This is a genomic window from Dactylosporangium fulvum (assembly GCF_025137375.1).
Taxonomy (GTDB): domain Bacteria; phylum Actinomycetota; class Actinomycetes; order Mycobacteriales; family Micromonosporaceae; genus Dactylosporangium; species Dactylosporangium fulvum.
On the sequence record NZ_CP073720.1, the window covers coordinates 3,678,600 to 3,698,594 of the forward strand.

Sequence of the window (19,995 nt, forward strand, 5' to 3'; positions counted from 1 at the left end):
GCGTGGACGGCCCGGGGTGTCACCGGGGCTCCTGCGCTTTGACGGCGGCGTAGACGCGGGCGGCGAGGAGCGGCACCTGGTCGGCGGCGTGCTCCCACAGGCGCCCGTCACGCAGGTGCATCTCGAGCAACTTCTCCGCCTCCCGGTGCCACTCGTTGAGCAGCGGGCCGAGGTTGTCGGCGGTGTTCCTTCGCTGCCGTTCGGCCAGGCCGATCTCGTGCGAGCGGTCCTCGACCCGGGTCACGGCGGAGCGGATCGCCTGCCGGAGGGTGGCGGGCAGGTCCTCGGTCAGCTCGCGGACCTGACGGAGCGCGTCCATGAGCGCCGGGTCGAGGGCGGTGCCGGTGTTCGGGTCGTCAGCCATCACACCTCCCCGAGCAGCACCCGTCGCAGCCGTGGATGCCCTCGTAGTGGGCGTACTCGTCGCCGCGAGTCCGCCGCTTGTAGTCGAGGTCGTCCGGGTCCGGGTGGCCGGCGCCGTGACGGCAGACCCGCTCCATCAGCTGCCGGTCGTCGCGCCACAGTTGCGGCCAGTCCCGCATCAGGTGGTCGCTCGGGTTGTGGATACAGCAGCGTTGACCGGCGCACCGTGCCGGGTCGTGGACGAGGAGCGGGCCGCCGAAGTGCATGCCGATCAGGTCAGGCATCGGGCACCTCCGGTAGCGGCACGTCCTCGACCGGCGTGCTCTTGTCCCACCCGGCGAGCACCGGGTAGGCGGTCAGCTCAGCCCACTTCCCGAGCGCCCGCCGGTGCCGCTTTGGGCCGCGCATCCCCGCATGCCACAGCGCGGTGAGCAGCTGGTGGCGGGTCAGGCTGTAGGCGTCGGCGGCGTCGTCACCGGCGAGGTAGGCGTCGGCGACGGACTCGACAGGGGCGCCCGCGATGTGCGGGCGGCCCCAGTTGACGGCGGGGTCGGTGGTGATGACGGGGCGGGCGGTCAGGTCAGTCATCCCACCGGTCAGGTGGACCGCGTAGTACCCCTCGGGCTTGGCCAGCCCGCGCTCGATCAGCCGGTCGACGTCGTACAGCCGGTATCCCTGCGGGGCGGTGTCGTCGTACACGTACCAGTAGTCGTCACCGATCGACGAGATCTCGCCTTCGTCGATCAGGCGCAGCAGCGTGTGGACGTGGCCTTGCTGGGCTTGCTTGCGGTCTTCAATGGTTGCCATGGCGGGGGTCTTCTCCTTCGGTGATGCCGAGGTTCTCGGCGGGCGGCTCGGTGAAGCCCAGTTCGCGGGCGTAGTCGGCGATCTCCCGAGTCGGGCGCCCGGCCAGCATGTCGACGAACGCGGCCGCCAGCACTGCGTTAGCGCGGATGAACGCCTCACCGATGAGCTTGTTGACTTCGCTGATCACGCGGTTCGGGTCACTGGCCATCGGGTGCCTCCTGGATGCCGAGGTGCTGGGCGATGGTCCGCACCTCGTCCTCGGCGGTCAGCTTCGCGATGAACTCCTGGTCGGTGAGCCGGTCGTCGCGCATCCACGCCAGCTCGATCCGGCTCTCCAGCACCTCCTGGTGGAGCGTCTCGGCGAGGTCGCGCATGCGGTCGAGGCGGCGGTGGAGGTCAGGCATTGCGGTCGCTCCCCTCGGACTGCTCGGCGGCGAGCTTCGCCACACATTCCGGACAGCCGGTCAGAAACGGCGGCAGGCCGGGCGTGTGTCCGTGCATCCTCGGATCAGGTCGGATGTCGACGACGGGCGCGGGCGCGGGCTGTTCGGCGGTCTCCCACGAGCCGACGGGCCGCTGCTGCAACTCGCCCGGCGCATAGCCGTACTGGCGCTCCATCCTCCGCTGCACCTTGACGTACGCCGCCACGTACGACTCGTGGGGGAACTCCCAGGTCGATCCGTCGGCGAGGCGCCAGCGCAGTTGGCGTTCCCAGCCCTCGGTGGCCTCGCGTCGGCCGCGCTCATATGCCAGCTGGCACGGCCGCTGAACCGCGGCATCAGCCTCGCGGTGACCATCGGTGTGCCCACGCTCATACGCGAGCCGCCATACGGCATCGGCTACGAGCGCGATGACCTGGTTGTGGTCGAGCCTGCGGCAGATCGCGTCGTCGGCCGCGTCAGCCGCAGCGCGAAGGGCGTCCGGCGGGGCGAGGGTGGGCTGGTCAGGCATTGGGCTTCCCTTCGTGGTTCCGGGCTTCGAGGGCGGCGAGGCACGACAGCACGCCCTTGCGGAAATCGCTCGGCCGGTCGAAGTGCACGAGGTCGGGAAGGTTCGCCTGCGCGCGGACGGCCTCGGCTGCCTGACGCAGGCCCTCGGCGATGCCCCGGGCGTACGAGTCGGCGCGGTCCAGGTTGATCCGGGCCTCGATGACGTCGATCAGCTCTCGGACGGCTGCGGCGTTGCGGTCGTTGGGGACGACCTCCAGGTTGACCCGCATGGCGCCGTAGCGCCGGATCACATCGAGCAGCGACGGGGTGGGTGTGGGGTCAGTGGGCATCGGAACCTCCGGTCTCGGCGATTTTGTTGCGGAACCGTTCCGCCTGGGTCCGGCAGAGCCCGGCGAGGGTTTCCTGCCCGGGCAGTGCGGCCAGCGCGGCGGCCATCCGCTCCAACTGGGTGGCCTCGTGCTCGTACGTCTGGCGTCGGCCCTCGGCGATTCCCTCGGCCTTGCCCCGCTGGTAGGCGTCGGCGATCAGGTCGGCACGCCCGCCGTTCGGGCCGAACCAGCGGCTCGGATCGGACGGCCACGTCAGGGTGCAGCCCGAGTCGGGCACCAGCACGGGGCCGCGGTCGACGACACCGCCGGTAGCGAAGGCCGGGCGGTCAGTGTCGGGCACCTCGGTGGCCGGCGGCGGAACGCTGGCAGCGCCTGCCGGGCCGGTCGCTGTGGCACGGTCGGGGATCTTCACAGGGCACCTCCGGTGCAGTCGTGGGGGTTGAGGCGACGCTGCTCGTGGGCGTGCTGCTCCCGGTGGGCGGCCTTGATCGCGTCGACGAGTCGGTACGGCACCGGGTCGGCGGACGCGGCGGAGGTCGGCTTCGAGCGCATCGTCAGGGGTCGGCTCCGACGGGATGGCCCCGGAGGCAGCCCTCAGCCCGCGCGTGACGCGAGAAAACGGTCCGGTCGTGGGTTGGTGCACCAAACGGCGCCCGTGGCTCTCAGGGCGCGTCACGCCGCCACCCCCTCGATCGTCTTCGGCCCGCCCGCCAACGCCGCCAACTCCTCGGCCACCACAGCCCGCACCGCCGGGTCCCGCGGGTCGTGGCCGAGCCGGGCCATCGCCCGCTCCACCGCGGCGACAGTGAGCGCCGCCATCTGCTCCGACGCGCGCACCATCCGCTCCGCCAGACCAGCCGCCACGGCTTTCGCGGCGAAGTTCGCGCACCGGTCCCGCTCCTCCGCCTCCAGCTTCGCCAAGCCGCGAATCGCCTCCCCGGTCGCGATCACACCCGACGTCTGCGTGCCGGCGTACGTGTGCCCGATCAGCGCCGCGACGGGGCCGGCGTTGAACACCCGCTCCAGGTCCAGCCGCGCCGTCTCGGCTTCGAGGAGATCCGACTCGGGTGCGACACCCGCCCGCTGCAAGCGCTCGGCGGCGTCAACAGCCTCGGCGAGGAACCGGGCGTACATCTCGACCCGGGCCGCCGACTGCGTCACCAGCCGCAGCAGCGTCTCCCCAGGGTCGGCGAGCTCGGCGTAACCGGTCAGGCCCCAGCGTCGCAACTCCACCACCACCGCCCCCTCCGCTTTCAACTTCGTCAATGGCTTGCCTGGGTGTGACCTGCAGTTGTGCGTTCCGTCGATCACCTGCGCCGAACACCGCTCCCCGGCACGGTTCCGGTGGAAGTCGCCGTTCGTGCCGCGCCAGTGCCCGCACAGGCTCGGGTCTGCTGCCGGGTCGCGCGGCTCCGAGCGCTTCCTTCGGTGAGCACTGCTCTCGGAGTCGCTGATGCTCATGGGCTCCGCTCACTGCCCGCCGAGGTCCAGCTGCCCGGCCCGCTCGGCACGCCGCTGCCGCCGCTTCCGCTCCGCCTCCCGCAGCTGGGCCGCCACCGCCTCGGGGCTGGTGTCGGCGCCGAGCTCGGCGATCCGGGCCGCGTTCAGCCGGCGCCGGCGTTCGACCTGGGCCAGCACCGCGTCACGGTCGAAGTTGTCAGCCACGGCCCACCACCTCGTCGAAGCCGAGCGCCGAACGGATCGCCGCCTCCGACATGACGCCGCTCAGCGCCGCCTGCTCGTCGTCGGCGCGCTGCGGGGCCGCCCGGTGTTCGGGCCGGTCCTCGAACCGGTCGACGTCGTCGAGGGTCACAGGCTGGTCGGGCCACACCGCGTCGGGGTGCTGCGCGGCGGCCTCGTCGGCGGCGGCGAGGAGGGCGTCGACGGTAGCGCGGTGCTCGGTCACTGGGCCACCTCCCCCGCTCCGAAGCTGCCCGGGTACGGGTGCCGGATCGTCAGCGCCGCGCCGTACGTGATCACTGGGGTCGGCTGGCCGCCGATGACGACCACCTCGGGCCGGGCGTTGCTGTAGACGTCGCCGGCGCCGAGAATGGCGTCGATGACGGTCATGCGCGTCGGCTCGGGCATGTCGACGCCGTCGAGGACGCCGGTCAGGTGCTGCTTGAGGTGCATGCGGGCGACGAGTGCCTGCGGGTCGTGTTCGGGCTTCATCGGGTCGCCTCCGTGGTGGGTCGGGGCTGGTCGTCGGGCATGACGTCCCAGCAGAAGCCGCAGCAGTCCTCGGCGATGGCGGCTTCGTCGTGGAATCCGGCGGGGTCACGGTCGTGGAGCCGGCGGAGCAGGTCGGTGGTGGTCATGCGGCTTCCTTCCGCTGCTGGACTCGGTGCAGCAGTTCGTTGATGTGGGATCGGACGTGGTCGTAGGCGTGGTGGCTGTCGAGCCATGACGGTTCGGGGTTGAACGGGCGGGCAACGGTCGCCATGGCCCACAGGCGGGTGCCGGCGGGAACGCCGCGGAGCCCGTTGCGTGGGTTCCGGCCACGGCCGGGGCCGACGAGCCAGCCGATGAGCGGCTTGGTCATGACGTAGACCGCCTCGGCGTGGCATTCGTGGTTGTGGCCGACGAGCGCGGTGGCGGCTTCGAGGAGCGCGGCGAGGCGCGGTTCGGCGGTGATGAAGTCGTTCCAGGTGGGCATCATGCGGCGGCCCTCGCGTACTGCCGGGAGCGTTGGATCATGCGGCGGGGGTCGAGGATCAGGCACGCCTGCTCGGCGCGGGTCGCGGCCGTATAGCGCCAGCTGGCCGCTGCCTGCCGGAACGCGGAGGCTTCGTCGACGACAGCAACCCGCGGCCACTGCGACCCTTGCGCCGAGTGGCAGGTGATGGCCTGGGCGAACGTGGCGGCGATCAGGCCGGAGTCGCGGTCGCGTTTGGCTTCGTCTTGGCCGGCCTGTCCGTGGAAGCCGCGGCCGTCGACGGGCCAGGGGAGGACTGCGCCGTCGTCGGTGCGGATGGTGAGTGCCCAGTCGCCTTCGTCGCCTTCGTAGGCGTCGAGGACGGTGGCTTGCTGTCCGTTGACGACGTCGTGGTCGGGGTCGTTGCGCAACACCATGATTCGGTCGCCTGGTTCGGGCCGGCCGGGTTCACGACCGGCAGCGTCGCGCAGCTGCTCGATGATGTGCCAGCGGGTCTGGTTGCGGCCGACGATGACCTGGTCGTAGCGGGCAAGGTCGGCGGGGGTCCAGGCGTTGCGGGTTTGTCCGGCGGTGCCGTTCCAGCGGGGTGCCGGGCGTCCGTTGCGGAGGGCGGTGGCGAGGTCGATCAACGGGGCGGTGTCCCCGAATCGGTGGATGGTGCTGAGCAGTGCGTCGGGCTGGCCTGACTGCCAGTGGGCTTGTCCGGCGACGGGCGGCAGTTGGTAGGGGTCGCCGAGCGCGAGGACGGGGATGCCGAAGGAGAGCAGGTCGGCGAAGATCCGGTCGTCGACCATGGACGCTTCGTCGAGGACGAGCAGGTTGGGCTTTCGGCCGCCGAATGCTTTCGACGGTTCGCGGAGGGTCCAGATGGGCTGCGCCTTCACCTTGGCGATGGCCTGCTCGAGCTTTTCCCGTTCCTTCGTCTGCCACATGGGTATGGCGGCGAGCTGGGTTTCGAGGGCCCGGATCTGGGCGGTGCGTTCACCGGCGGGGGCGTAGATCGCGGAGTGGATGGTGCCGGCGTCGGTGCAGCCTTTCGACCGCAGGACGGCGGCGGCTTTGCCGGTGGGGGCGATGTAGGCGGTGCTGCCGCGGGCGAGCTTGTCGGCGATCTGGCGGACGGTGCTGCTCTTGCCCGTTCCGGCCGCTCCTTCCAGGCGGAAGAACAGCCGGCGGCGGGTGGCGTACCAGTTGACGGCGCGGTCAACGGCGGCGTGCTGGTCGGGGGAGAGGGGTGTCACGGGCGCTCCTTGAGCGTGAGGGACGCAAGTTTGGGCCCGGGTGGAGGGTGTCCGGGGCCGTGTCAGGCGGTGTCCGGGGCCGTGTCCGGACGTGTCAGGCCCGTGTCTGGGCGTGTCCGGCCCGTGTCCGGCGGTGTTTTCGCAGGTGGGGCGGCATTTGGGCGCGGTGTCCGGGACGCGGGCACCTATTGTGCTGCTGGCGTACACGCCGCGGAAAAACATACATACGGACAGTGACACCTGGTAACGCTCTGTTGAACGTTTTTTCTTAGTCCTTGTCACTTCACCGCTCAGAAGGGAGAAACGCCCGGACACCATGACACCGCAGGTCAGAGCGTCCGGACACGGCCCGGACACGGCCGGACACGGGCTCGGTGTCCGGCCGGTGTCCGGACACGGTGCCCACCGAATCGGGGTCACGGCTTCTCCCGGAGGCAGTTGATCGCATGGGCCTGGGTGTCGTACTCGAAGCCGCACGTGCCGCAGGTGGGCACTTCGCCGAGCAGGGCCGGCTGGTGTCCGGTGTCCGGCCGGTCCGCCTCGGCGGCGTCGTCGCCTTCCTCCTGGCCCAGACGCAACCCCTGCACGTAGTAGGGGCGCGGCTCCCCGCGCTTCCCGGGCCGGATGACCCGGACCTTTCCGTGATGCGCCGACCGCAGGTTCGCGCCGAACGTCTCCTTCGGGGTGACGTGCTGCCTGCCCTCCCGCGTGGACCACCGCGTGAACTCCAGGTACAGCGTGTCCAGCAGCACCCGGTCGTCCTCGCCGAGCGTGCACATGTCCTCGACGAACGCGTACTCCGGCGACGCCGCCCGCCGTACCTGCTCACTGACCTCGGTGCCGCACGCCGGCTCCACGAACCGGCCGCGGGCGTTGAGTGTCCGCAGCCCGTCAATGGCCCAGTTGAAGATCCCGGGCAGTTCGGCCAGGAGCTTGTCGGTCAGGTCCGGGTCTTCGCGGCCGACGAACGACTGCTCAAACACCAACTGGATCATGCGGATTGCGAGGGCGCCGGACGCGTCGGAGAACTTGGGCGGGTCGTTCGACATGACCAGGAAGCGCAAACCGAGGGTGCCGTGCCACGCGATGCGGTTCTTCCGGTGCACGTCGTGGGCGTCCTCGCCGGTGATGGCGAGGAAGATGTCGATCGCCTCGGCGGCGGCCTGCGTGTGCCACCGGACGTCGCCGAGGATGGCGAGGGTCTTGCCGATGAAGCTTTCCTCGCCGAACTGCCCGGCCATGTTGCGCAGGGTGGGGGCGACCACGTTGGCCTCGCCGAGGAGCGCCTTCAGGACGCGGGCAACGGTGCCCTTGCCACACCGGGGCGGTCCGACGAGCGAGGCCAGTTTTTGCAGGTCGGTACGCCCGGACAGGCTGTAGCCGAACCACTCGCGAAGGAACTGCTGGCCCTGCTGCTCGGGCGGCACCCCCTCGATGTTCGGCAGCACCTGGTCCAGGAACTGAAGCCACAGCGGGCACGTAGCGTCGGGGTCGTACGCGTACGGCAGGGAGATGAGGTTGAACCGGCCGGGGCTGTGGGGGAGCAGTTTGCCGGGGGCGAGGTCGTAGACGCCGTTGGTGCAGGCGATCGCCTGCTCGGCTTCGTCTTCGGCGGGGCGCTGGATGAGGGCGGTGCCGAGCGCGTCGACGACCTTGTTCACCTTGTCCCGGTCGGGCTGCCACGGCACGACGCCACGGACCTCGCCGGCGTCGTATTCGGCGTGCTCGGTCGCCCGATAGATCCACTTCCGGACGGACGAGACGGGCTCGACGACCCACCGGGTGCCGTCCCACCGGTAGAAGTCGTCACGCCACCACGCCCGGTGCGAGTGACCTCCGGTCCGGGGCTCTTTGTCCATGAGGGCGCGGGCGACGGCGAGCGGGTTCGCCGGCGACGGCAGGATGACGCCCTGGGCGATGGCCGCGGTCAGCTGTGCGGCGTGTTCGGCGGCGCGCTGGGCGGCTTCCCGGGCTTCGCGTTCCTGTTTGCGCCGGTCGGTGACCTGTTTGACGATCGCGCCGAACTCGCCGGCGGGCAGGTGCCCGTAGCTTTTGAGCAGGTCACGCCAGTTGCCGATGGCGGCCTGGTCGGTTTCGTGTGCGGCGACCAGCTGGGCGATCTGCCGGGCCCGTCGGCGGATGGCGTTGACGTCGGGCCTGAGCGCGACCAGTTCGTTGGTGGCCTGCTCAGGCGTGGGTGGACCCTCGCTGGGCGCGGTGAGCGTGCCCGCCGCGGCGGGCCGGTCGACGCTGGTTGCGTCGTTGCCGGCCCGCTGGAAGGCGTCGAGCTGCTCTTCGAAGGACGTCACGCCGCGGCCACCCGCTGCCCGTAGCCGAGCCGGCGCAGCTCCCGGTATGCGGCGCTGTGGTCGCCGCCGTGGTGCAGCAGCGCATAGGCGTGGAATTTCGTGATCGACTCGCCCTGTGGGAACAGGGTCGCATCGGTGAACACCCACATGCGGTCCCGGTCGGGGGACCGGCCGGTAGTCGCAGAGATCCCTTCGCGGCGCTCCTTGCCGGGCCGGACCCATTCGCAGTAGGCGCCGCGCTGTCGGTGCAGAGTCCAACCGTCGCCGCCGAGGAGGAGCGCGTCGTCCCACTCGATCGTCCGCTCGAAGTCCTCGACGACGTCGTCTCGCCCGGCCGGGCGCTGTGACGGTGCCCGCCGAATGGCGATGGGCGCGTCGGGGGGGAGCGCCGCCCACGCTTCGCGCAGGTTGTCGCGCAGGTTGGCGATGCTGTACCGCCGCCCGCTGTCGTGCACGATTCGGCACGGGGCGGGTTCGGGCATGCCCTTCTTGCGGTTGACGGTGCCGGGGATGCGCAGGATTCGGGCGAGGTCGCCGACCGGGCCGTAGGTGTAGCCGAGCCGTTCGGAGGTGCGGCGGATGACGTCCTGCCAGCGGGCGCTGAACGCCTGCACTCGGCTGGTGTCGCCGTTGATGGTGTACGGCTCGTCGAGCAGCCACCATGCGTACAGTCCGCCGCCTGAGTGGACCCATACGCTCGGGTCGAGCAGGCCGGTTTCGTCGATGACGTGCTTCGCGGCGGCCGGGTCGGCGGGGAGGGGCTTCGGCGTCTTGTGGCCGGGGCCGGCGATGTCGAGGTCTGCGGCGAGTCCCGGGAGGGCCAGAGAGTCGTCGTCATGGCCGCGGCCTTCGCTCGGGCGGGACCGCAGGGTGGTGGTACGGACGTAGATGCCGGCGGCGCCGGTACGATCGAGCTGGGCAATGTAGTCGGTGGCGTGTCCCGCCCAGTTACGGCCGCGGGTGTCGAAGGTGCGGCCACGGAAGTCGTGGGTTGACCCGACCCAGACGTGTCCGGTGGAGCGCGCGTGGAGCGTGTCGAGCCAGCGCCGGGTAGCGGTTTCGTTGAATGCAGCGGCCGGTGTGAGGGTGGTTGTCATGCTGCACCGCGCCGGCTTCGGGGTGCGTGGTCGGCGCAGAACCAGCCACCGGGGAACAGGCGGCCTTCGCTCGTGCATTTCGGGGTGCCGCAGCGGCCGACGGTTCGCGGGTTGCGTAGCTGGGGGATGGTGATCGTCTGTGTCATGGCGCGTCGTGCCCCATCGCGCGGAGGATGCGGATGCGGATGCGGAGCTGTTCGACGTCTCCGGCGTGCTGGTCGATGGCGTCGAGGATGTCGCCGATGCGGTCGAGGTGGCAGCGGGTGAATTCGTCGATGGCGTCCTGCCGGCCGCGTTCGTAGGCGTCCTGGACGGCGGGGTCGTGCAGTGTGGTCATGGAGTGCTCCCGCGGGTTCGCGGCAGCCTGGCATTCATGTTGATCGCTAGATCAGGTATGCTGACGCCAGACTTGCCGGGGCTGGTGGGTCACTGAAGGCGGCCGTGGGGGCCGCCTTCGCCATTCCTGGCGGGAGTCGTCAGGCGGCGACGCGTTCGGCGCGGAGTTCTGCCACCTGGGCGTACAGTTCCTCGACGATGTTTTCGAGTTCCTCGACGCGCTTGCCGACGGCGACGCGCTTGAATGCGGCGTCCCGGGCGATTTCGCTGCGGCGCTCGGGGGAGAGTTTCTTGGCGCGGGCACGTCCGCCGCGGGCGCCGTCGGTGACGGGGTTGTTGAACGGCATGGTCGGGTCCCCTTTCGAGGGTCCATACCCGCCCGGGCGTGCGTCCGCGTATGGTGGTACGTCGACGCACACCCTTGCGGGTGTTGCTGTTGGGCGACCGGTGGGGAGCTGTCCAGGCTGTTGACCCCACCGGTCGTTTCTTCCGGGCTGGCGACTTCCGCCAGTGGAAGATTCGGTGTAGTCCGCCATCGGCGGAGCGCTTAGAAGCCTACCTCAATCTGTGGCGTTGTGTAGCGTTTGAACGCTCACGATCACTCACGCTTCCGCAGCCGCGCGTTCCGCTCCCGCCCCGCCTCCCGCCGGGCCCGCCGTTCCGGCGTGTCGGTCGCCTCCATGTCCCGCCGGACCGCGTCAACCAGGGCTCGCAGCGCAGCCTCAGCCTCCGGCGATATGTCCGGTGAGACGTGCGCGACCGCCAGCACCTCCCCGTCGGCGCCGACAATCGCCCGCGGCACGTGGTCGTCGTCAGGCCTGGCCATCGTCGCCCTCCTCGGCCGGCGGCGAGCCCGTCACGAGCTCGGCGGTGCTGCCCGCCGCAACCAGCGTGGGCGCCAGCTCTACTAGGCACGGGTTGCAGTAGTCGAGTTCGTCCCGACCGCCGGACTCCTCGCCGTAGTTGACCTCGATAACGACCTCGACCAGGCCGTACTCGGCGTCATCGGCGGACACGCCGCATCCGTTACAGGTCCGGCCGACCTCAACCTCACGCTGGACGACGACGTCCTGCAGCTCGTAGCGCCTCACGCCGTGCTCCTTTGATCCGTGTTTGGGGAAGGTGACAGCCGTTCCCACGGTCCGAGCAGCTCCCAGTCGTCGGGCAGCACCCACACCTCGGACCGCTCGACATGCCCGCCAAAGCTGCGAGCCAGGTCCCGGGCGGCATCCTCCGACAGCCCCTTGACGGGACTCCGGCCCGGCAGCACGGCGCGGTGCCGCGGGACAACCTGCGCGTGGTAGCGCAGCTCGCCGAGCAGCACCTGGAACGGGTCGTTGAGGTCGATGTTCACGCAGCATCCCTTCGGTTGGCCGGCCGACGCCTGACCGGCGAGTATGTTGCCGCGACCCACGGCCCGGCCTCCGGATGCCGGCGCCGCCACTCCCGCAGGTAGGCGGCCGACAGTTCGGCGGCGGTGCGCGGGTCACGGATGACGGCCGGGGCCAGCGGCGTACCCGGTTCGGCGCCGACAACGTGCCGGATGATGTCGGCCACCTCGCCGGCGCGGACACTGCCGGGCGACCGGTCGGCGTCGGCGACGATCGCCAGCCACATGCCATGCCGGCTCACGCGGCCACCGCCTCACCGGCGAGCTCGGCCCGCCACCTGTAGAACGTCGTCTTCGACGCCTGCAGCCGCTCCTCGAACTCCCGCAACGTCATGTGCGGCACGTGCTCCACGATCACGATCCTCTGCTCCGCGGTCGTCAACCGGCTGAACGGCAGCCGTCCCGCCAGCGCCAGTTCGACCGCCGCCTCGTCGACCCGCCCGGAGTGATCCGCTGCGGTCGCCGACCAGCGCGGCCGGGCATCCGGGTTGTCGATGTCACCGTCGTCCCACGCCAGAGGAGGCACCCAGCCCTTCTCCTCGGCCCGGCGGCGGGACAGCGCCGACGGGCCCGCCGTGGCGCACAGCTGCCGGAACACGTCGTCGATGCGCCGGGCGATGTCGACGTGGACGACCCGGTTTCCTCTGATCGCATGCTGCTGCACGGCCTGCCACGTCACACCGAGCCGTTCCGCCAGGTCGGACCAGCGCCAGCCGAGCGCCGCGAGGGCCTGCAGCCGCCGGGTGGTGCCGATCGCGGGAACCCGGCGGGGTTGTGCCAGTCCGTGCCGGCGGCGTTTCCGGTAGATGCGTTCCGCGTCGCGGGCGTGGGGGCAGCGGCAGCCGCGCTCGTAGGCGGAAACGGTGCCGTGGTAGATGGCCGAGCATGCCGGGTTGCGTCGCCCCAGGTCGGTGCCGGACTGCATCACGCCGCCGCCTGCCCGTCCTCGGCGACTCGTTCGCGCCAGTACTTCACGGTCCGCGCCGACATGCCCAGCAGCGACATGATCGGGTTGAAGGTCCAGTCGGCGAGATGCTCCCGGAACAGGGCGATCTTCTCCGCGTCGCGTAGCTGCTTGAACGGCAGCTTCCCGGCCAGCACCCGTGAGATCGCCTCCTCGTCGACGATCTCGTCACCGGACTCGCCGAGCTCCGGCATGGCATCCGGGTTGTCGACGTCGACGTCCTCCCACGCCAGCGGCGGCAGCCACTCGTTGCGCTGGGCGTTGGCGCGGGCACGGCTCGACGGGCCCGGTGTGCCTGACAACCGCTCATACAGGTCGCGCACCTTGTCGGCGCTCGACTGGGCGACCGCGGACTGCCGGCGGCGGGTCCACTCCCACACCTGCTGCATGTTCTTGTAGCCGAGCCGGTCCGACAGGTCGGAGATGGTGTAGCCGATCGCGACGAGCGCCTGCAGTCGCCGCGACGTTCCGGTGATGTCGACCATCCCGGCTGGCAGCGGCGGGCACTCGGGCGGCGTGACGGCCAGGATTGCGGCGGCGGTGGCACCCTGGACGTAGCGTCGGCTGCCCTCCCGGGCGATCGGCCACACGGTACCGGGCGACAACTGGGCGGCGTCGGCGATGGCGGTGAGGGACATGCCGGCCGCAGAGAGCAGCACGATGTGGTGCCGGATGTCTGCGCTGGGGACCGGGTGCCGCCAGGTGCCGTCCTTGATGTGGCGGCGTCGGCGCCGGTCGTAGGCGCGCAGGTGGGTGCGGCCCGGGTTGGTGATGGTGGTCATGGCGTTACTCCGGCGCTGATGTTCGGATCGTGGCGGATCATCGGACGGCCCGGTGTTCGGGGCAGTCGTCGAGGGGGCAGCCGTGCAGGCACGGGCCGCAGGAGCGTTCCTCGCAGTGGGCGCCGGTCTCGTCGTCCCGGCAGACATCGGGCAGGCAGACGCACTCCGGGCAGCGGGCCGGGCTGACCTGGGCGGCTCGCTCGCGGCGCTGGACCACGACCAGGATTTCGGCGAGTGCCTGCGACAGGGACTCGGCTGCGGCCCGGCCTGCGGGGCTGTCGGGGTCGAGCGGGGTGACGTGCACCTGGCCGGTGTGCTGCTCGCCGGTCATGACGTCGCCTCCCGGGCCGCCTTGGTCAGCTCGCCAGCAAGCCACTGGGCTGCCTCGGGCGTGTAGAAGTCGTTGACGATGTCCCCGTCGTCCATCTGGCGGCGGACCAGCACGAACGGACCCGGCTGGCCGAGCGGGGTTCCCGCGACGACGGTGACCGTCAGGTTGAGCGCGGTGCGGTTCACGTCGGCCATCACGCCACCTCCGCGAGCTGCGCTCGGACGGCCGCCTCGACGTCGCCGGGCAGCGTCCACGGCACGGCGAGCTGCCCGGCCGCGCGCACCGGCTCGCCGAGCGGGCGGATGGTGATGGCCTTCATCCCCACTCCTACCGGTAGATGCCGTCGGCGGGCACAGCGCGGCGGATCGCATCCCAGTCGGGCACGGGCAGCCCGGCGGCCTCCGCCATGCGGGTTGTCGTCTCGCGGGTCGCCTCGGCCCGGCCGTTGTTCTTCGCGTAGTCGTAGTTGCCCATCGAGCAGCGGGCGGCGACGATCTGCTGCCGGTACTCCTCGGCGGACTCCGCGATCGCGGCCTGCAGGTCGGCGAGCGTCGTGTCGTTCATGGTTCACTCCTTGGGTCGGGCCCGGCGGCACCGTCAGGGGGTTGGTCGCCGGGCCAGGCTTGATGCAGGCCAGGTCAGTCGTGCGAGTACTCGTCGACGGTGATCCCGTCCCGGCGAACCTTCACCCGCGCGTGGTCGCCGAACGCGTTCAGCAGCACGTCCTCGAAGGCACCCGAGTCGATCGCCTCGGAGAGCGCGTAGCAGGCCAGGAACGACAACTCACGGGTTCCCTGGTACGGCCCGTAGACCTTGCGGCGGTTCTCCCAGTCGCGCGGGTTGTCCCACTCGTAGTCCCGATCCCCGAGGGTCGGGTGGCCGCCATATCCGATGGTGAACGAGTCGTCGTCCTCGTCGTCGTCCTCGTTGTTCGGGGTCTTCGGCTTGACGTCGTCGACCGTGCGGAACCACGGCTCGCGGACTCTGAACACGCACGGTTCGCCGTCGTTGAAGTACGGCGTGTACTGGATCCAGCCGAACGAGTGGATGTAGTCGTCGGCGAGCACCGCCCGGATCAGCGGCTCCAGTTCCGACAGCGGGCGCTGCGCGGTGCGCTGATCGCCGCGGGTGATGTCACCCTCGACGGGAATGCCGAGGAAGTTGGTCTTCGTGGTCATGCGGTGGCTCCTTCTTTGAGCAGGTGGGACAGGGGTAGTTCCTTGCGTTGGGCGCCGGACATCCACGGCTTGATCGGCATGCCGTCGATGTAGTCGGCGGGGCTCGGCAGCCAGCCGAGGTCCTCGAGGATGTGCCGTTCGGCGATGAGCCGAACCGGGACCTGGATCACGCCCTCACCGGACGCCCGGGGGATCTCCAGCACGCGGCCGAAGATCCGCTGGCACAGCCATACGCCTGTCGTGTGGTGGTACATGGCGCGGTGCCGAACATCCCCGATGACCTGCTTCGACGAGTCGATGAACTCCTCGACCTCGATGTAGTGCTCGGGTGCGCCACCCCACTTCCGGGCGGCCGACTGGGCATGGTTCCAGGAGTTCACAGCGATCTCCTCTCAGGGGTTTCGGATGATTCGGTGCACGGCGACGGCGAGCACGCCACCGCCACCCAGCACCGCTGTGGCGCCGAGCAGGTAGCCGGCGGTCGGGAGGTCCAGGCCGGTGCCGGAGATGAGCGCCACGCCGACGACGGCGGTCAGGGCGGCGCGGGCCAGGTTGAGTTTCACGAGCCGAGCCCTTCGATCGGCGCGGTGTCGAGCACGGCACGCAGCCGCGACCCGATCCACGCACCGACCGCCGGCGTCACGGCATTGCCGAATCCGTCGACCTGATCCCGGGCCGACCCCCACACGACGAAGCTCCCCTGATAGCCGGGGAAGTCCACGTCGAACCCGCATCCGCGGCCGACCTCGTGAGGGCCGAGCATGCGGAAATAGCAGTCCTCAATGGCGAGGTCGGCGAGCGCGTCACGCCATTCGGCGGACAGGAGCGCGGTCGTGTCGCGGGCCGTGAGAGTGCCGAGCGGATCAGTCAGCGGGTGAGGTGCGGTCGCCTCCGAGCCGGTGCCGTTCTGCTTGTACCAGCCGGAGAACAGCAGGGCCTGGTTGGCGCTCGACGCGACGACCGTGCCGAGCGGGTCGCTGACCGGGTGGGCGCGGTACTGCGCCTCGTCGATCGAACCGTTGTTCTTAATCGTTCCGGCAGCGGTGAGCAGGCCAGGGATCTGGTCGGAGGTCACCGTCGGCATCGGCTCGGCATGTCCGGTCGGCACGGTGTTCTTGCGGAACGGAACGACGCCGGCAGACAGCAGACTAATGCCGCCGGAGCCGGCATTGCCGACGACGGTGGCCATGGGTTCGGCGAGAGTGCGGCTGGTCGCGTTCTCCCGGTTCGCCGTGACCCCGGCGGTCACCAGCGCCATGGTCTCCGAGCCACCCTGAGTCGGCAGCGACTCATCGACGCCACGCGGGGCGCCCTGATAGTTGTCGACCGCGGCGAACAGCACCGCTTTCTCGTGCGTGCTCGTCACCGTGTCCATCGGCCGCGTGATGTGCTGACCGTCGCCGTTGTGCCGGTGCGCGGCTACCACGTGGCCAGTGAGTGCCGTGGCTGCTCCAACAGACAGGAGCGCGGCCTCCTGCTGGCTGGTCTGGGTGGACATCGGCTGCCATGGGTGCCGCTCCGTGCCATGCACGGCCTTGGCGGGCATCAGCACGGCGGGGAACTCGGGGAAACGCTGTCGGCAGCGTTCGGCGCGGGCCATCGTCGCCGGCGCGAGCGGCTTGGCGCGGTCGCCGATCCGGGTTCCGAGGTTGGTCAAGTCCAGCGCGTTGATCGACGGCGCCATGGGCGGAACGACCTCGCGACGGCAGCGCGGGCAGCGGTAGTTGTACTGCTTGCCGTAGCGCACCGACCCGGTGGGCGGGACGCCGGTCTTCCACGACCAGACGGCCGGCAGTACCTCCTGGCAGTGGCCGCACCAAGACATCGGCCGGTGGTCCAGGTCGGGGGCGGGGATGCTGCGGTCCCAGAACGCGCCGTACCACCTGTCTCGCGACTGTGACACGCCGAAGAACTGGGAGTTCAGGTACAGCACCTTGTGCCGATAGTTGAGGTTGTTGAGTTGGCGCAGCCACCACCGGTACGTCGATCCGTCGCCGACCTTCGGGCGCCCCTGGATGGCTGGCCCCCACGATTGGAGCTCGGTCGTGCATTCGACGAGGATCATGCGCGGGTGGTGGCGCTCGGCGTAGTGCAACACGCAGTTTGCCGTCGCCCTGTCGCGTTCGCTGCGGGTGACCCGCGCCTCGAAGTCGGGGTCGTCCAGGTCGAACAGGCTGAGTCCCTGCTCGTATGCCTTCTGCGTGTTGGCCTGCGAGTGATTGACGCAGTTGTGCACGAGCATGCCGTCGACGACGTAGGTGTGGTCCTCGGCGACAGTCATGTTGTAGACCGTGACCGTCGCGCCAGCCTTCACCGCGCCGCCGGTCTTGCCCCAGCGGTAGCCGTCGGCGTCGCGATGCTTCGGCCGGCGGTCCCGGACCAGGTGCGCGGTGACAGTCCAGCGCGGACGCTGGTTCACCGTGCGGCCCTCGATGACGGCCTGCGCGGCGGGACGCTGGTAGTGCATCGTCGCGAAGTAGCCGAGCGACGTGAGCAGCAGGCGGACGCCGACCGCCAGCTCCTTCGACACTGACGATGCCTGCGCCCTGAGTCCGTCCCGGCTGACATGGCCGTCCGCCGACAGGTAGCCGTCGACGAACGCCCGGCGGATGGGCTCGGGCGCGAACAGCAGCCATGCAGGAAGACGCTTCCCTTCGGCGCCGTGCCCGAAGTGTTCGACGATGAACGCGGCGAGACCTTGCCGGGTCACGTGGAAGGTGTCGGTGGTCGCCTGCCGGGTTCGGTTCCACGGCAGTTCGGTCAGGGTGGCCAGCGATTTGGCGAGGTCGTCGGCCTCGTCGTGGCTGGCGCAGATCGTCACCCGCGACCACACGTTCCCGCGATCGGGGCGGCGAGACACCCACCCGTCACCGATCCAGCGGCCGAGAACCCAAGCGACCTGCTCGTCGACGGGGCCAAGGTCGTGCGCGCTGGGCATGGTCGCGTTGCCGTCGAGCACCGGCGTGCCGACCCACATGCCGGCCAGCGCGTCTGCCCGGACCTCGCGCGGCTCGCCGAGGACGGGTAGCAACCGACGGTTCGCGTCCGCCTGACTGCATGCCCGCGAGCAGAACAGCCGCGCGGTGTTGGCCTTGAACTGGGCAACCGGACCACCGCACTCCAGGCACTGGGCGCCGTCGAGAGGCTGATACTTGCGACGCGTCTGGTATTCGCGGGTCGCCGGCGCGGCGATGAACGGGTGGTCGGGGGTGCAGGTGATCGGGGTGAGCGCGTTGACGGTGATCGTCGGGCGCTCCACGGCAGAGGTGTGCGTCACCGGCCGCCAACGGCTGCGGTGTGTCCACACCTCGTCGCCAACGCTGACGGCCTCGATCGGAACCAGCCCGCGACGGGTCAGCACGAGCGACCCGGCGGCGAAGCAACTGACGCCTGCGACGAGAAGGTCGGCGGCCGGTAGGTCGCGGGCCGAGTGGTAGTCGGCGGACTCGGGGTCGACGAGGTCGGCGATCCAGTGCTCGGCGTATGGGTGGTTCGCCTCGTGAACCTTGACCTTGTAGTCGTTGTGGTTCGCGGCCATGATCGTGGTGAACCCGGCCATCTCGATGCCCTTGGTCAGGCCGCCGAAGCCGGAGAACAGGTCGACTGCGACGAGATCGTCATGGCGGAACCGGCGGCGGCGAACGGCAGGCCGGTGTGTGGCTGTGCGGTGGGTGACGCTCACGCCGCGACCGTCCGGATGGAGCGGGCGATGCCGGGCGTGCGGGTGATTTGCCTGCGGGCCACGAGCGCGTCGATGTGGTACTGCGCGGACTGGGCGGCCGACAGGCCGACACCCTTTGCGATCTCGCGTAGGGACGGGCCGTAGCCGTGGCGGGTCTGGTACTCGGCGATGAAGGCGAGGACGGCGGCGGTTCGCTGGCAGTCCCGCTGGGCGTGGCGGGGGGCAGTTATAGACAAGAGAGACCTCCGGTAAAGGCCAGAAATTGGCCTGCCAATTACGCTACCTGACAGGCGTTCGACGCGGAAGAGGAATTGGCAGGCCATGTGGAAGAATCAGCCGCGTGGTCAGCCGGAGCAGCGACAAGACCGAATCCGTCCGTGTCACCGCAGCGGAATCCGACGCTGCCCGTGCTGCGGCCGACGCAGCCCGCTGGACCATCGGCGACCTGCTCCGCGCCGCGATCGTCGCCGCCGGCACGAAGCCCAGAGAGACGTTCGCCTTCCTGGCGCCCTTTCGGCGCGAGCAGAAGAAGGCCGGGCGGCCACGCAAGGCCGCCCCCCCGCCCGCCGGGTAGCGCCGTCACGCCGCTGCCACCAGCTGTGAGTCGCCGGGCGTGCCCGCCGGCGCCCGGTCCGCCGCGCGCAGCGCCAGTCGTAGCTGCGACTGGTCGTTGATGCCCAGCTTGCGATAGACCGTCTTCATCGTCGTCTTGGCGCTGTTCACCGAGATGCCGTGCTCCCGCGCAACCTCACGCAGCGGCAGCCGGTCCATCGCGAACGCCCACGCAATCTGCCGCTGCCGCTTCGTCAACGGCCGCGACGGCACACTCGCCGGCCGGATCTGCGCCAGCAGCGTCTCAACCTGGGCGAGGCTGTCCGTCAACTGCCGCTGCAACTCCAGCGCCCGGGCCTCGACAGCGTCGAGCACGGCGCCGAGATCAGCCCGGGGCTCGGCGGTCGCCTGCGGTGCTGTCACGCGGCGAACACCTCCGTGTCTTCGTCCTCGGCCCGCAGTTCGGTGATCGTCAGCACGAGCAGGCCACCGCCCGGGTATTCCTTCCGGTCGACGTTCGGCCCGGACCGCATATCGGGACCGACCAGGAAGCTGTCGTTGTCGTCGTCGGCCAAGCCGTAGTCGATCAAGCCGTCGATACACGCCTTTGCGGTCGGGTAGCGGTTCCCGGCGTCACGGGTGCGGGTCATCGTGAAGTGGCAGCGGGCGAGGACGTGCACCCTGGCCAGGCCTTTCGGCAGCTTCGCCTGGATTGCGTACACCCGGGCGGCATCCCGCCACGCCTTCACCACGACGGCTAGGTTCCGCGCATGGGTCCGGCCGTTGGCGCTGAGCCAGTCCGCCGGGGCGGGGATCTGCAGCGTCCATGTGCGCCGCCCGAACCGGTCGACGCTGGCGGTGTGCTCGGCGCGGGTCGTGACCGCGGCGCCGGTGACGCGCGGGCTGCGGCGCTTCGCAGGCTTCCGGGCTGGCTTCGCCAGGGTGTCGGGCAGCAGGCCGAGCAGAGTCTGCTGGGTGGCGGGCATCAGGCGGCCTCCCCGCGAGTCGGGGCGGCGCCCGGCGCGACC

General features: G+C 70.4%; 38 protein-coding genes. 1 reads left to right on the top strand and 37 read right to left on the bottom strand.

What is annotated here, in order from left to right; genetic code table 11:
• Nucleotides 1-19 precede the first annotated feature (19 nt).
• The 35 genes from Dfulv_RS17275 to Dfulv_RS17445 all read right to left on the bottom strand — a co-directional run bounded on the left by Dfulv_RS17275 (nt 20) and on the right by Dfulv_RS17445 (nt 18,651).
• Nucleotides 20-364, bottom strand: coding sequence for a hypothetical protein (locus Dfulv_RS17275; RefSeq protein ID WP_259864277.1), 345 nt, complete (start codon nt 362-364; stop codon nt 20-22).
• Nucleotides 357-647: a hypothetical protein gene (locus tag Dfulv_RS17280; RefSeq protein ID WP_259864278.1), complete on the bottom strand. Its 291-nt coding sequence runs from the start codon at nt 645-647 to the stop codon at nt 357-359. Before Dfulv_RS17280 ends, Dfulv_RS17275 begins: the two co-directional genes overlap by 8 nt.
• Nucleotides 640-1,170, bottom strand: coding sequence for a DUF433 domain-containing protein (locus Dfulv_RS17285; protein WP_259864279.1), 531 nt, complete (start codon nt 1,168-1,170; stop codon nt 640-642). Before Dfulv_RS17285 ends, Dfulv_RS17280 begins: the two co-directional genes overlap by 8 nt.
• Complete coding sequence (locus Dfulv_RS17290; protein WP_259864280.1) at nt 1,157-1,378, bottom strand: hypothetical protein; 222 nt, start codon at nt 1,376-1,378, stop codon at nt 1,157-1,159. The genes Dfulv_RS17285 and Dfulv_RS17290 overlap by 14 nt, the downstream gene beginning before the upstream one ends.
• Nucleotides 1,368-1,574 carry a hypothetical protein gene (locus Dfulv_RS17295; RefSeq protein ID WP_259864281.1) on the bottom strand — a complete coding sequence of 69 codons (207 nt, stop codon included), beginning with the start codon at nt 1,572-1,574 and terminating at the stop codon, nt 1,368-1,370. Before Dfulv_RS17295 ends, Dfulv_RS17290 begins: the two co-directional genes overlap by 11 nt.
• Complete coding sequence (locus Dfulv_RS17300; protein ID WP_259864282.1) at nt 1,567-2,121, bottom strand: hypothetical protein; 555 nt, start codon at nt 2,119-2,121, stop codon at nt 1,567-1,569. Before Dfulv_RS17300 ends, Dfulv_RS17295 begins: the two co-directional genes overlap by 8 nt.
• Entirely contained in the window at nt 2,114-2,449 is a 336-nt protein-coding gene (locus Dfulv_RS17305) for a hypothetical protein (protein WP_259864287.1), read from the bottom strand. Before Dfulv_RS17305 ends, Dfulv_RS17300 begins: the two co-directional genes overlap by 8 nt.
• On the bottom strand, nt 2,439-2,861 hold the full coding sequence (locus Dfulv_RS17310) for a FliH/SctL family protein (protein ID WP_259864289.1): 423 nt from the start codon (nt 2,859-2,861) through the stop codon (nt 2,439-2,441). Before Dfulv_RS17310 ends, Dfulv_RS17305 begins: the two co-directional genes overlap by 11 nt.
• Nucleotides 2,858-3,001, bottom strand: coding sequence for a hypothetical protein (locus Dfulv_RS17315; protein WP_259864290.1), 144 nt, complete (start codon nt 2,999-3,001; stop codon nt 2,858-2,860). The genes Dfulv_RS17310 and Dfulv_RS17315 overlap by 4 nt, the downstream gene beginning before the upstream one ends.
• Before the next feature lie 120 nt (nt 3,002-3,121).
• Nucleotides 3,122-3,688 carry a hypothetical protein gene (locus tag Dfulv_RS17320; protein WP_259864291.1) on the bottom strand — a complete coding sequence of 189 codons (567 nt, stop codon included), beginning with the start codon at nt 3,686-3,688 and terminating at the stop codon, nt 3,122-3,124.
• 231 nt (nt 3,689-3,919) lie between these two features.
• Nucleotides 3,920-4,114 carry a hypothetical protein gene (locus Dfulv_RS17325; RefSeq protein ID WP_259864294.1) on the bottom strand — a complete coding sequence of 65 codons (195 nt, stop codon included), beginning with the start codon at nt 4,112-4,114 and terminating at the stop codon, nt 3,920-3,922.
• The gene (locus Dfulv_RS17330; protein WP_259864296.1) at nt 4,107-4,355 is read right to left on the bottom strand and encodes a hypothetical protein; all 249 of its coding nucleotides are present in this window, start codon (nt 4,353-4,355) and stop codon (nt 4,107-4,109) included. Before Dfulv_RS17330 ends, Dfulv_RS17325 begins: the two co-directional genes overlap by 8 nt.
• Nucleotides 4,352-4,621, bottom strand: coding sequence for a hypothetical protein (locus Dfulv_RS17335; protein WP_259864301.1), 270 nt, complete (start codon nt 4,619-4,621; stop codon nt 4,352-4,354). The genes Dfulv_RS17330 and Dfulv_RS17335 overlap by 4 nt, the downstream gene beginning before the upstream one ends.
• Nucleotides 4,618-4,767 carry a hypothetical protein gene (locus Dfulv_RS17340; protein ID WP_259864302.1) on the bottom strand — a complete coding sequence of 50 codons (150 nt, stop codon included), beginning with the start codon at nt 4,765-4,767 and terminating at the stop codon, nt 4,618-4,620. The genes Dfulv_RS17335 and Dfulv_RS17340 overlap by 4 nt, the downstream gene beginning before the upstream one ends.
• Entirely contained in the window at nt 4,764-5,108 is a 345-nt protein-coding gene (locus Dfulv_RS17345) for a hypothetical protein (protein WP_259864304.1), read from the bottom strand. Before Dfulv_RS17345 ends, Dfulv_RS17340 begins: the two co-directional genes overlap by 4 nt.
• Nucleotides 5,105-6,346 (bottom strand): ATP-dependent DNA helicase, encoded by a 1,242-nt coding sequence (locus tag Dfulv_RS17350; protein WP_259864306.1) that lies wholly within the window; start codon nt 6,344-6,346, stop codon nt 5,105-5,107. Before Dfulv_RS17350 ends, Dfulv_RS17345 begins: the two co-directional genes overlap by 4 nt.
• 416 nt (nt 6,347-6,762) lie before the next feature.
• Nucleotides 6,763-8,655, bottom strand: a complete 1,893-nt coding sequence (locus Dfulv_RS17355; protein WP_259864308.1) for a DNA primase family protein — start codon at nt 8,653-8,655, stop codon at nt 6,763-6,765.
• Entirely contained in the window at nt 8,652-9,752 is a 1,101-nt protein-coding gene (locus Dfulv_RS17360; RefSeq protein WP_259864310.1) for a hypothetical protein, read from the bottom strand. The genes Dfulv_RS17355 and Dfulv_RS17360 overlap by 4 nt, the downstream gene beginning before the upstream one ends.
• Nucleotides 9,753-9,894: 142 nt before the next feature.
• The gene (locus Dfulv_RS17365) at nt 9,895-10,089 is read right to left on the bottom strand and encodes a hypothetical protein (RefSeq protein WP_259864313.1); all 195 of its coding nucleotides are present in this window, start codon (nt 10,087-10,089) and stop codon (nt 9,895-9,897) included.
• A gap of 139 nt (nt 10,090-10,228) precedes the next feature.
• Entirely contained in the window at nt 10,229-10,435 is a 207-nt protein-coding gene (locus Dfulv_RS17370) for a hypothetical protein (protein ID WP_259864316.1), read from the bottom strand.
• A 251-nt stretch (nt 10,436-10,686) separates the two neighbouring features.
• On the bottom strand, nt 10,687-10,914 hold the full coding sequence (locus Dfulv_RS17375; RefSeq protein WP_259864319.1) for a hypothetical protein: 228 nt from the start codon (nt 10,912-10,914) through the stop codon (nt 10,687-10,689).
• Nucleotides 10,901-11,179, bottom strand: a complete 279-nt coding sequence (locus tag Dfulv_RS17380; RefSeq protein ID WP_259864322.1) for a hypothetical protein — start codon at nt 11,177-11,179, stop codon at nt 10,901-10,903. The genes Dfulv_RS17375 and Dfulv_RS17380 overlap by 14 nt, the downstream gene beginning before the upstream one ends.
• Complete coding sequence (locus Dfulv_RS17385) at nt 11,176-11,442, bottom strand: hypothetical protein (protein WP_259864324.1); 267 nt, start codon at nt 11,440-11,442, stop codon at nt 11,176-11,178. The genes Dfulv_RS17380 and Dfulv_RS17385 overlap by 4 nt, the downstream gene beginning before the upstream one ends.
• The gene (locus Dfulv_RS17390) at nt 11,439-11,720 is read right to left on the bottom strand and encodes a hypothetical protein (protein ID WP_259864326.1); all 282 of its coding nucleotides are present in this window, start codon (nt 11,718-11,720) and stop codon (nt 11,439-11,441) included. The genes Dfulv_RS17385 and Dfulv_RS17390 overlap by 4 nt, the downstream gene beginning before the upstream one ends.
• On the bottom strand, nt 11,717-12,406 hold the full coding sequence (locus Dfulv_RS17395) for a hypothetical protein (RefSeq protein WP_259864327.1): 690 nt from the start codon (nt 12,404-12,406) through the stop codon (nt 11,717-11,719). The genes Dfulv_RS17390 and Dfulv_RS17395 overlap by 4 nt, the downstream gene beginning before the upstream one ends.
• Nucleotides 12,403-13,224, bottom strand: a complete 822-nt coding sequence (locus Dfulv_RS17400; RefSeq protein WP_259864328.1) for a hypothetical protein — start codon at nt 13,222-13,224, stop codon at nt 12,403-12,405. The genes Dfulv_RS17395 and Dfulv_RS17400 overlap by 4 nt, the downstream gene beginning before the upstream one ends.
• Nucleotides 13,225-13,261: 37 nt before the next feature.
• Nucleotides 13,262-13,555 carry a hypothetical protein gene (locus Dfulv_RS17405; RefSeq protein ID WP_259864330.1) on the bottom strand — a complete coding sequence of 98 codons (294 nt, stop codon included), beginning with the start codon at nt 13,553-13,555 and terminating at the stop codon, nt 13,262-13,264.
• Entirely contained in the window at nt 13,552-13,749 is a 198-nt protein-coding gene (locus Dfulv_RS17410) for a hypothetical protein (RefSeq protein WP_259864332.1), read from the bottom strand. Before Dfulv_RS17410 ends, Dfulv_RS17405 begins: the two co-directional genes overlap by 4 nt.
• Entirely contained in the window at nt 13,749-13,874 is a 126-nt protein-coding gene (locus Dfulv_RS17415) for a hypothetical protein (RefSeq protein ID WP_259864334.1), read from the bottom strand. The genes Dfulv_RS17410 and Dfulv_RS17415 overlap by 1 nt, the downstream gene beginning before the upstream one ends.
• Before the next feature lie 8 nt (nt 13,875-13,882).
• A complete protein-coding gene (locus Dfulv_RS17420) occupies nt 13,883-14,119 on the bottom strand; it encodes a hypothetical protein (protein WP_259864337.1) in 237 nt (78 codons plus the stop codon).
• Nucleotides 14,120-14,193: 74 nt separating this feature from the next.
• The gene (locus Dfulv_RS17425) at nt 14,194-14,733 is read right to left on the bottom strand and encodes a hypothetical protein (RefSeq protein ID WP_259864341.1); all 540 of its coding nucleotides are present in this window, start codon (nt 14,731-14,733) and stop codon (nt 14,194-14,196) included.
• Nucleotides 14,730-15,113 carry a DUF6915 family protein gene (locus Dfulv_RS17430; protein ID WP_259864342.1) on the bottom strand — a complete coding sequence of 128 codons (384 nt, stop codon included), beginning with the start codon at nt 15,111-15,113 and terminating at the stop codon, nt 14,730-14,732. Before Dfulv_RS17430 ends, Dfulv_RS17425 begins: the two co-directional genes overlap by 4 nt.
• 12 nt (nt 15,114-15,125) lie before the next feature.
• On the bottom strand, nt 15,126-15,296 hold the full coding sequence (locus tag Dfulv_RS17435) for a hypothetical protein (RefSeq protein WP_259864344.1): 171 nt from the start codon (nt 15,294-15,296) through the stop codon (nt 15,126-15,128).
• A complete protein-coding gene (locus tag Dfulv_RS17440; protein ID WP_259864345.1) occupies nt 15,293-18,415 on the bottom strand; it encodes a DNA cytosine methyltransferase in 3,123 nt (1,040 codons plus the stop codon). The genes Dfulv_RS17435 and Dfulv_RS17440 overlap by 4 nt, the downstream gene beginning before the upstream one ends.
• A complete protein-coding gene (locus tag Dfulv_RS17445; RefSeq protein WP_259864346.1) occupies nt 18,412-18,651 on the bottom strand; it encodes a LexA family protein in 240 nt (79 codons plus the stop codon). The genes Dfulv_RS17440 and Dfulv_RS17445 overlap by 4 nt, the downstream gene beginning before the upstream one ends.
• Before the next feature lie 104 nt (nt 18,652-18,755).
• Between Dfulv_RS17445 and Dfulv_RS17450 the strand changes: the two genes are divergently transcribed.
• Nucleotides 18,756-18,989, top strand: coding sequence for a hypothetical protein (locus Dfulv_RS17450; RefSeq protein ID WP_259864348.1), 234 nt, complete (start codon nt 18,756-18,758; stop codon nt 18,987-18,989).
• Between the two features lie 5 nt (nt 18,990-18,994).
• On the opposite strand, the gene Dfulv_RS17455 is transcribed toward Dfulv_RS17450, so the two are convergent.
• Both Dfulv_RS17455 and Dfulv_RS17460 read right to left on the bottom strand, forming a co-directional pair.
• Nucleotides 18,995-19,390, bottom strand: a complete 396-nt coding sequence (locus Dfulv_RS17455; protein WP_259864350.1) for a helix-turn-helix transcriptional regulator — start codon at nt 19,388-19,390, stop codon at nt 18,995-18,997.
• The gene (locus Dfulv_RS17460; protein ID WP_259864353.1) at nt 19,387-19,953 is read right to left on the bottom strand and encodes a RusA family crossover junction endodeoxyribonuclease; all 567 of its coding nucleotides are present in this window, start codon (nt 19,951-19,953) and stop codon (nt 19,387-19,389) included. Before Dfulv_RS17460 ends, Dfulv_RS17455 begins: the two co-directional genes overlap by 4 nt.
• Nucleotides 19,954-19,995: the final 42 nt, after the last annotated feature.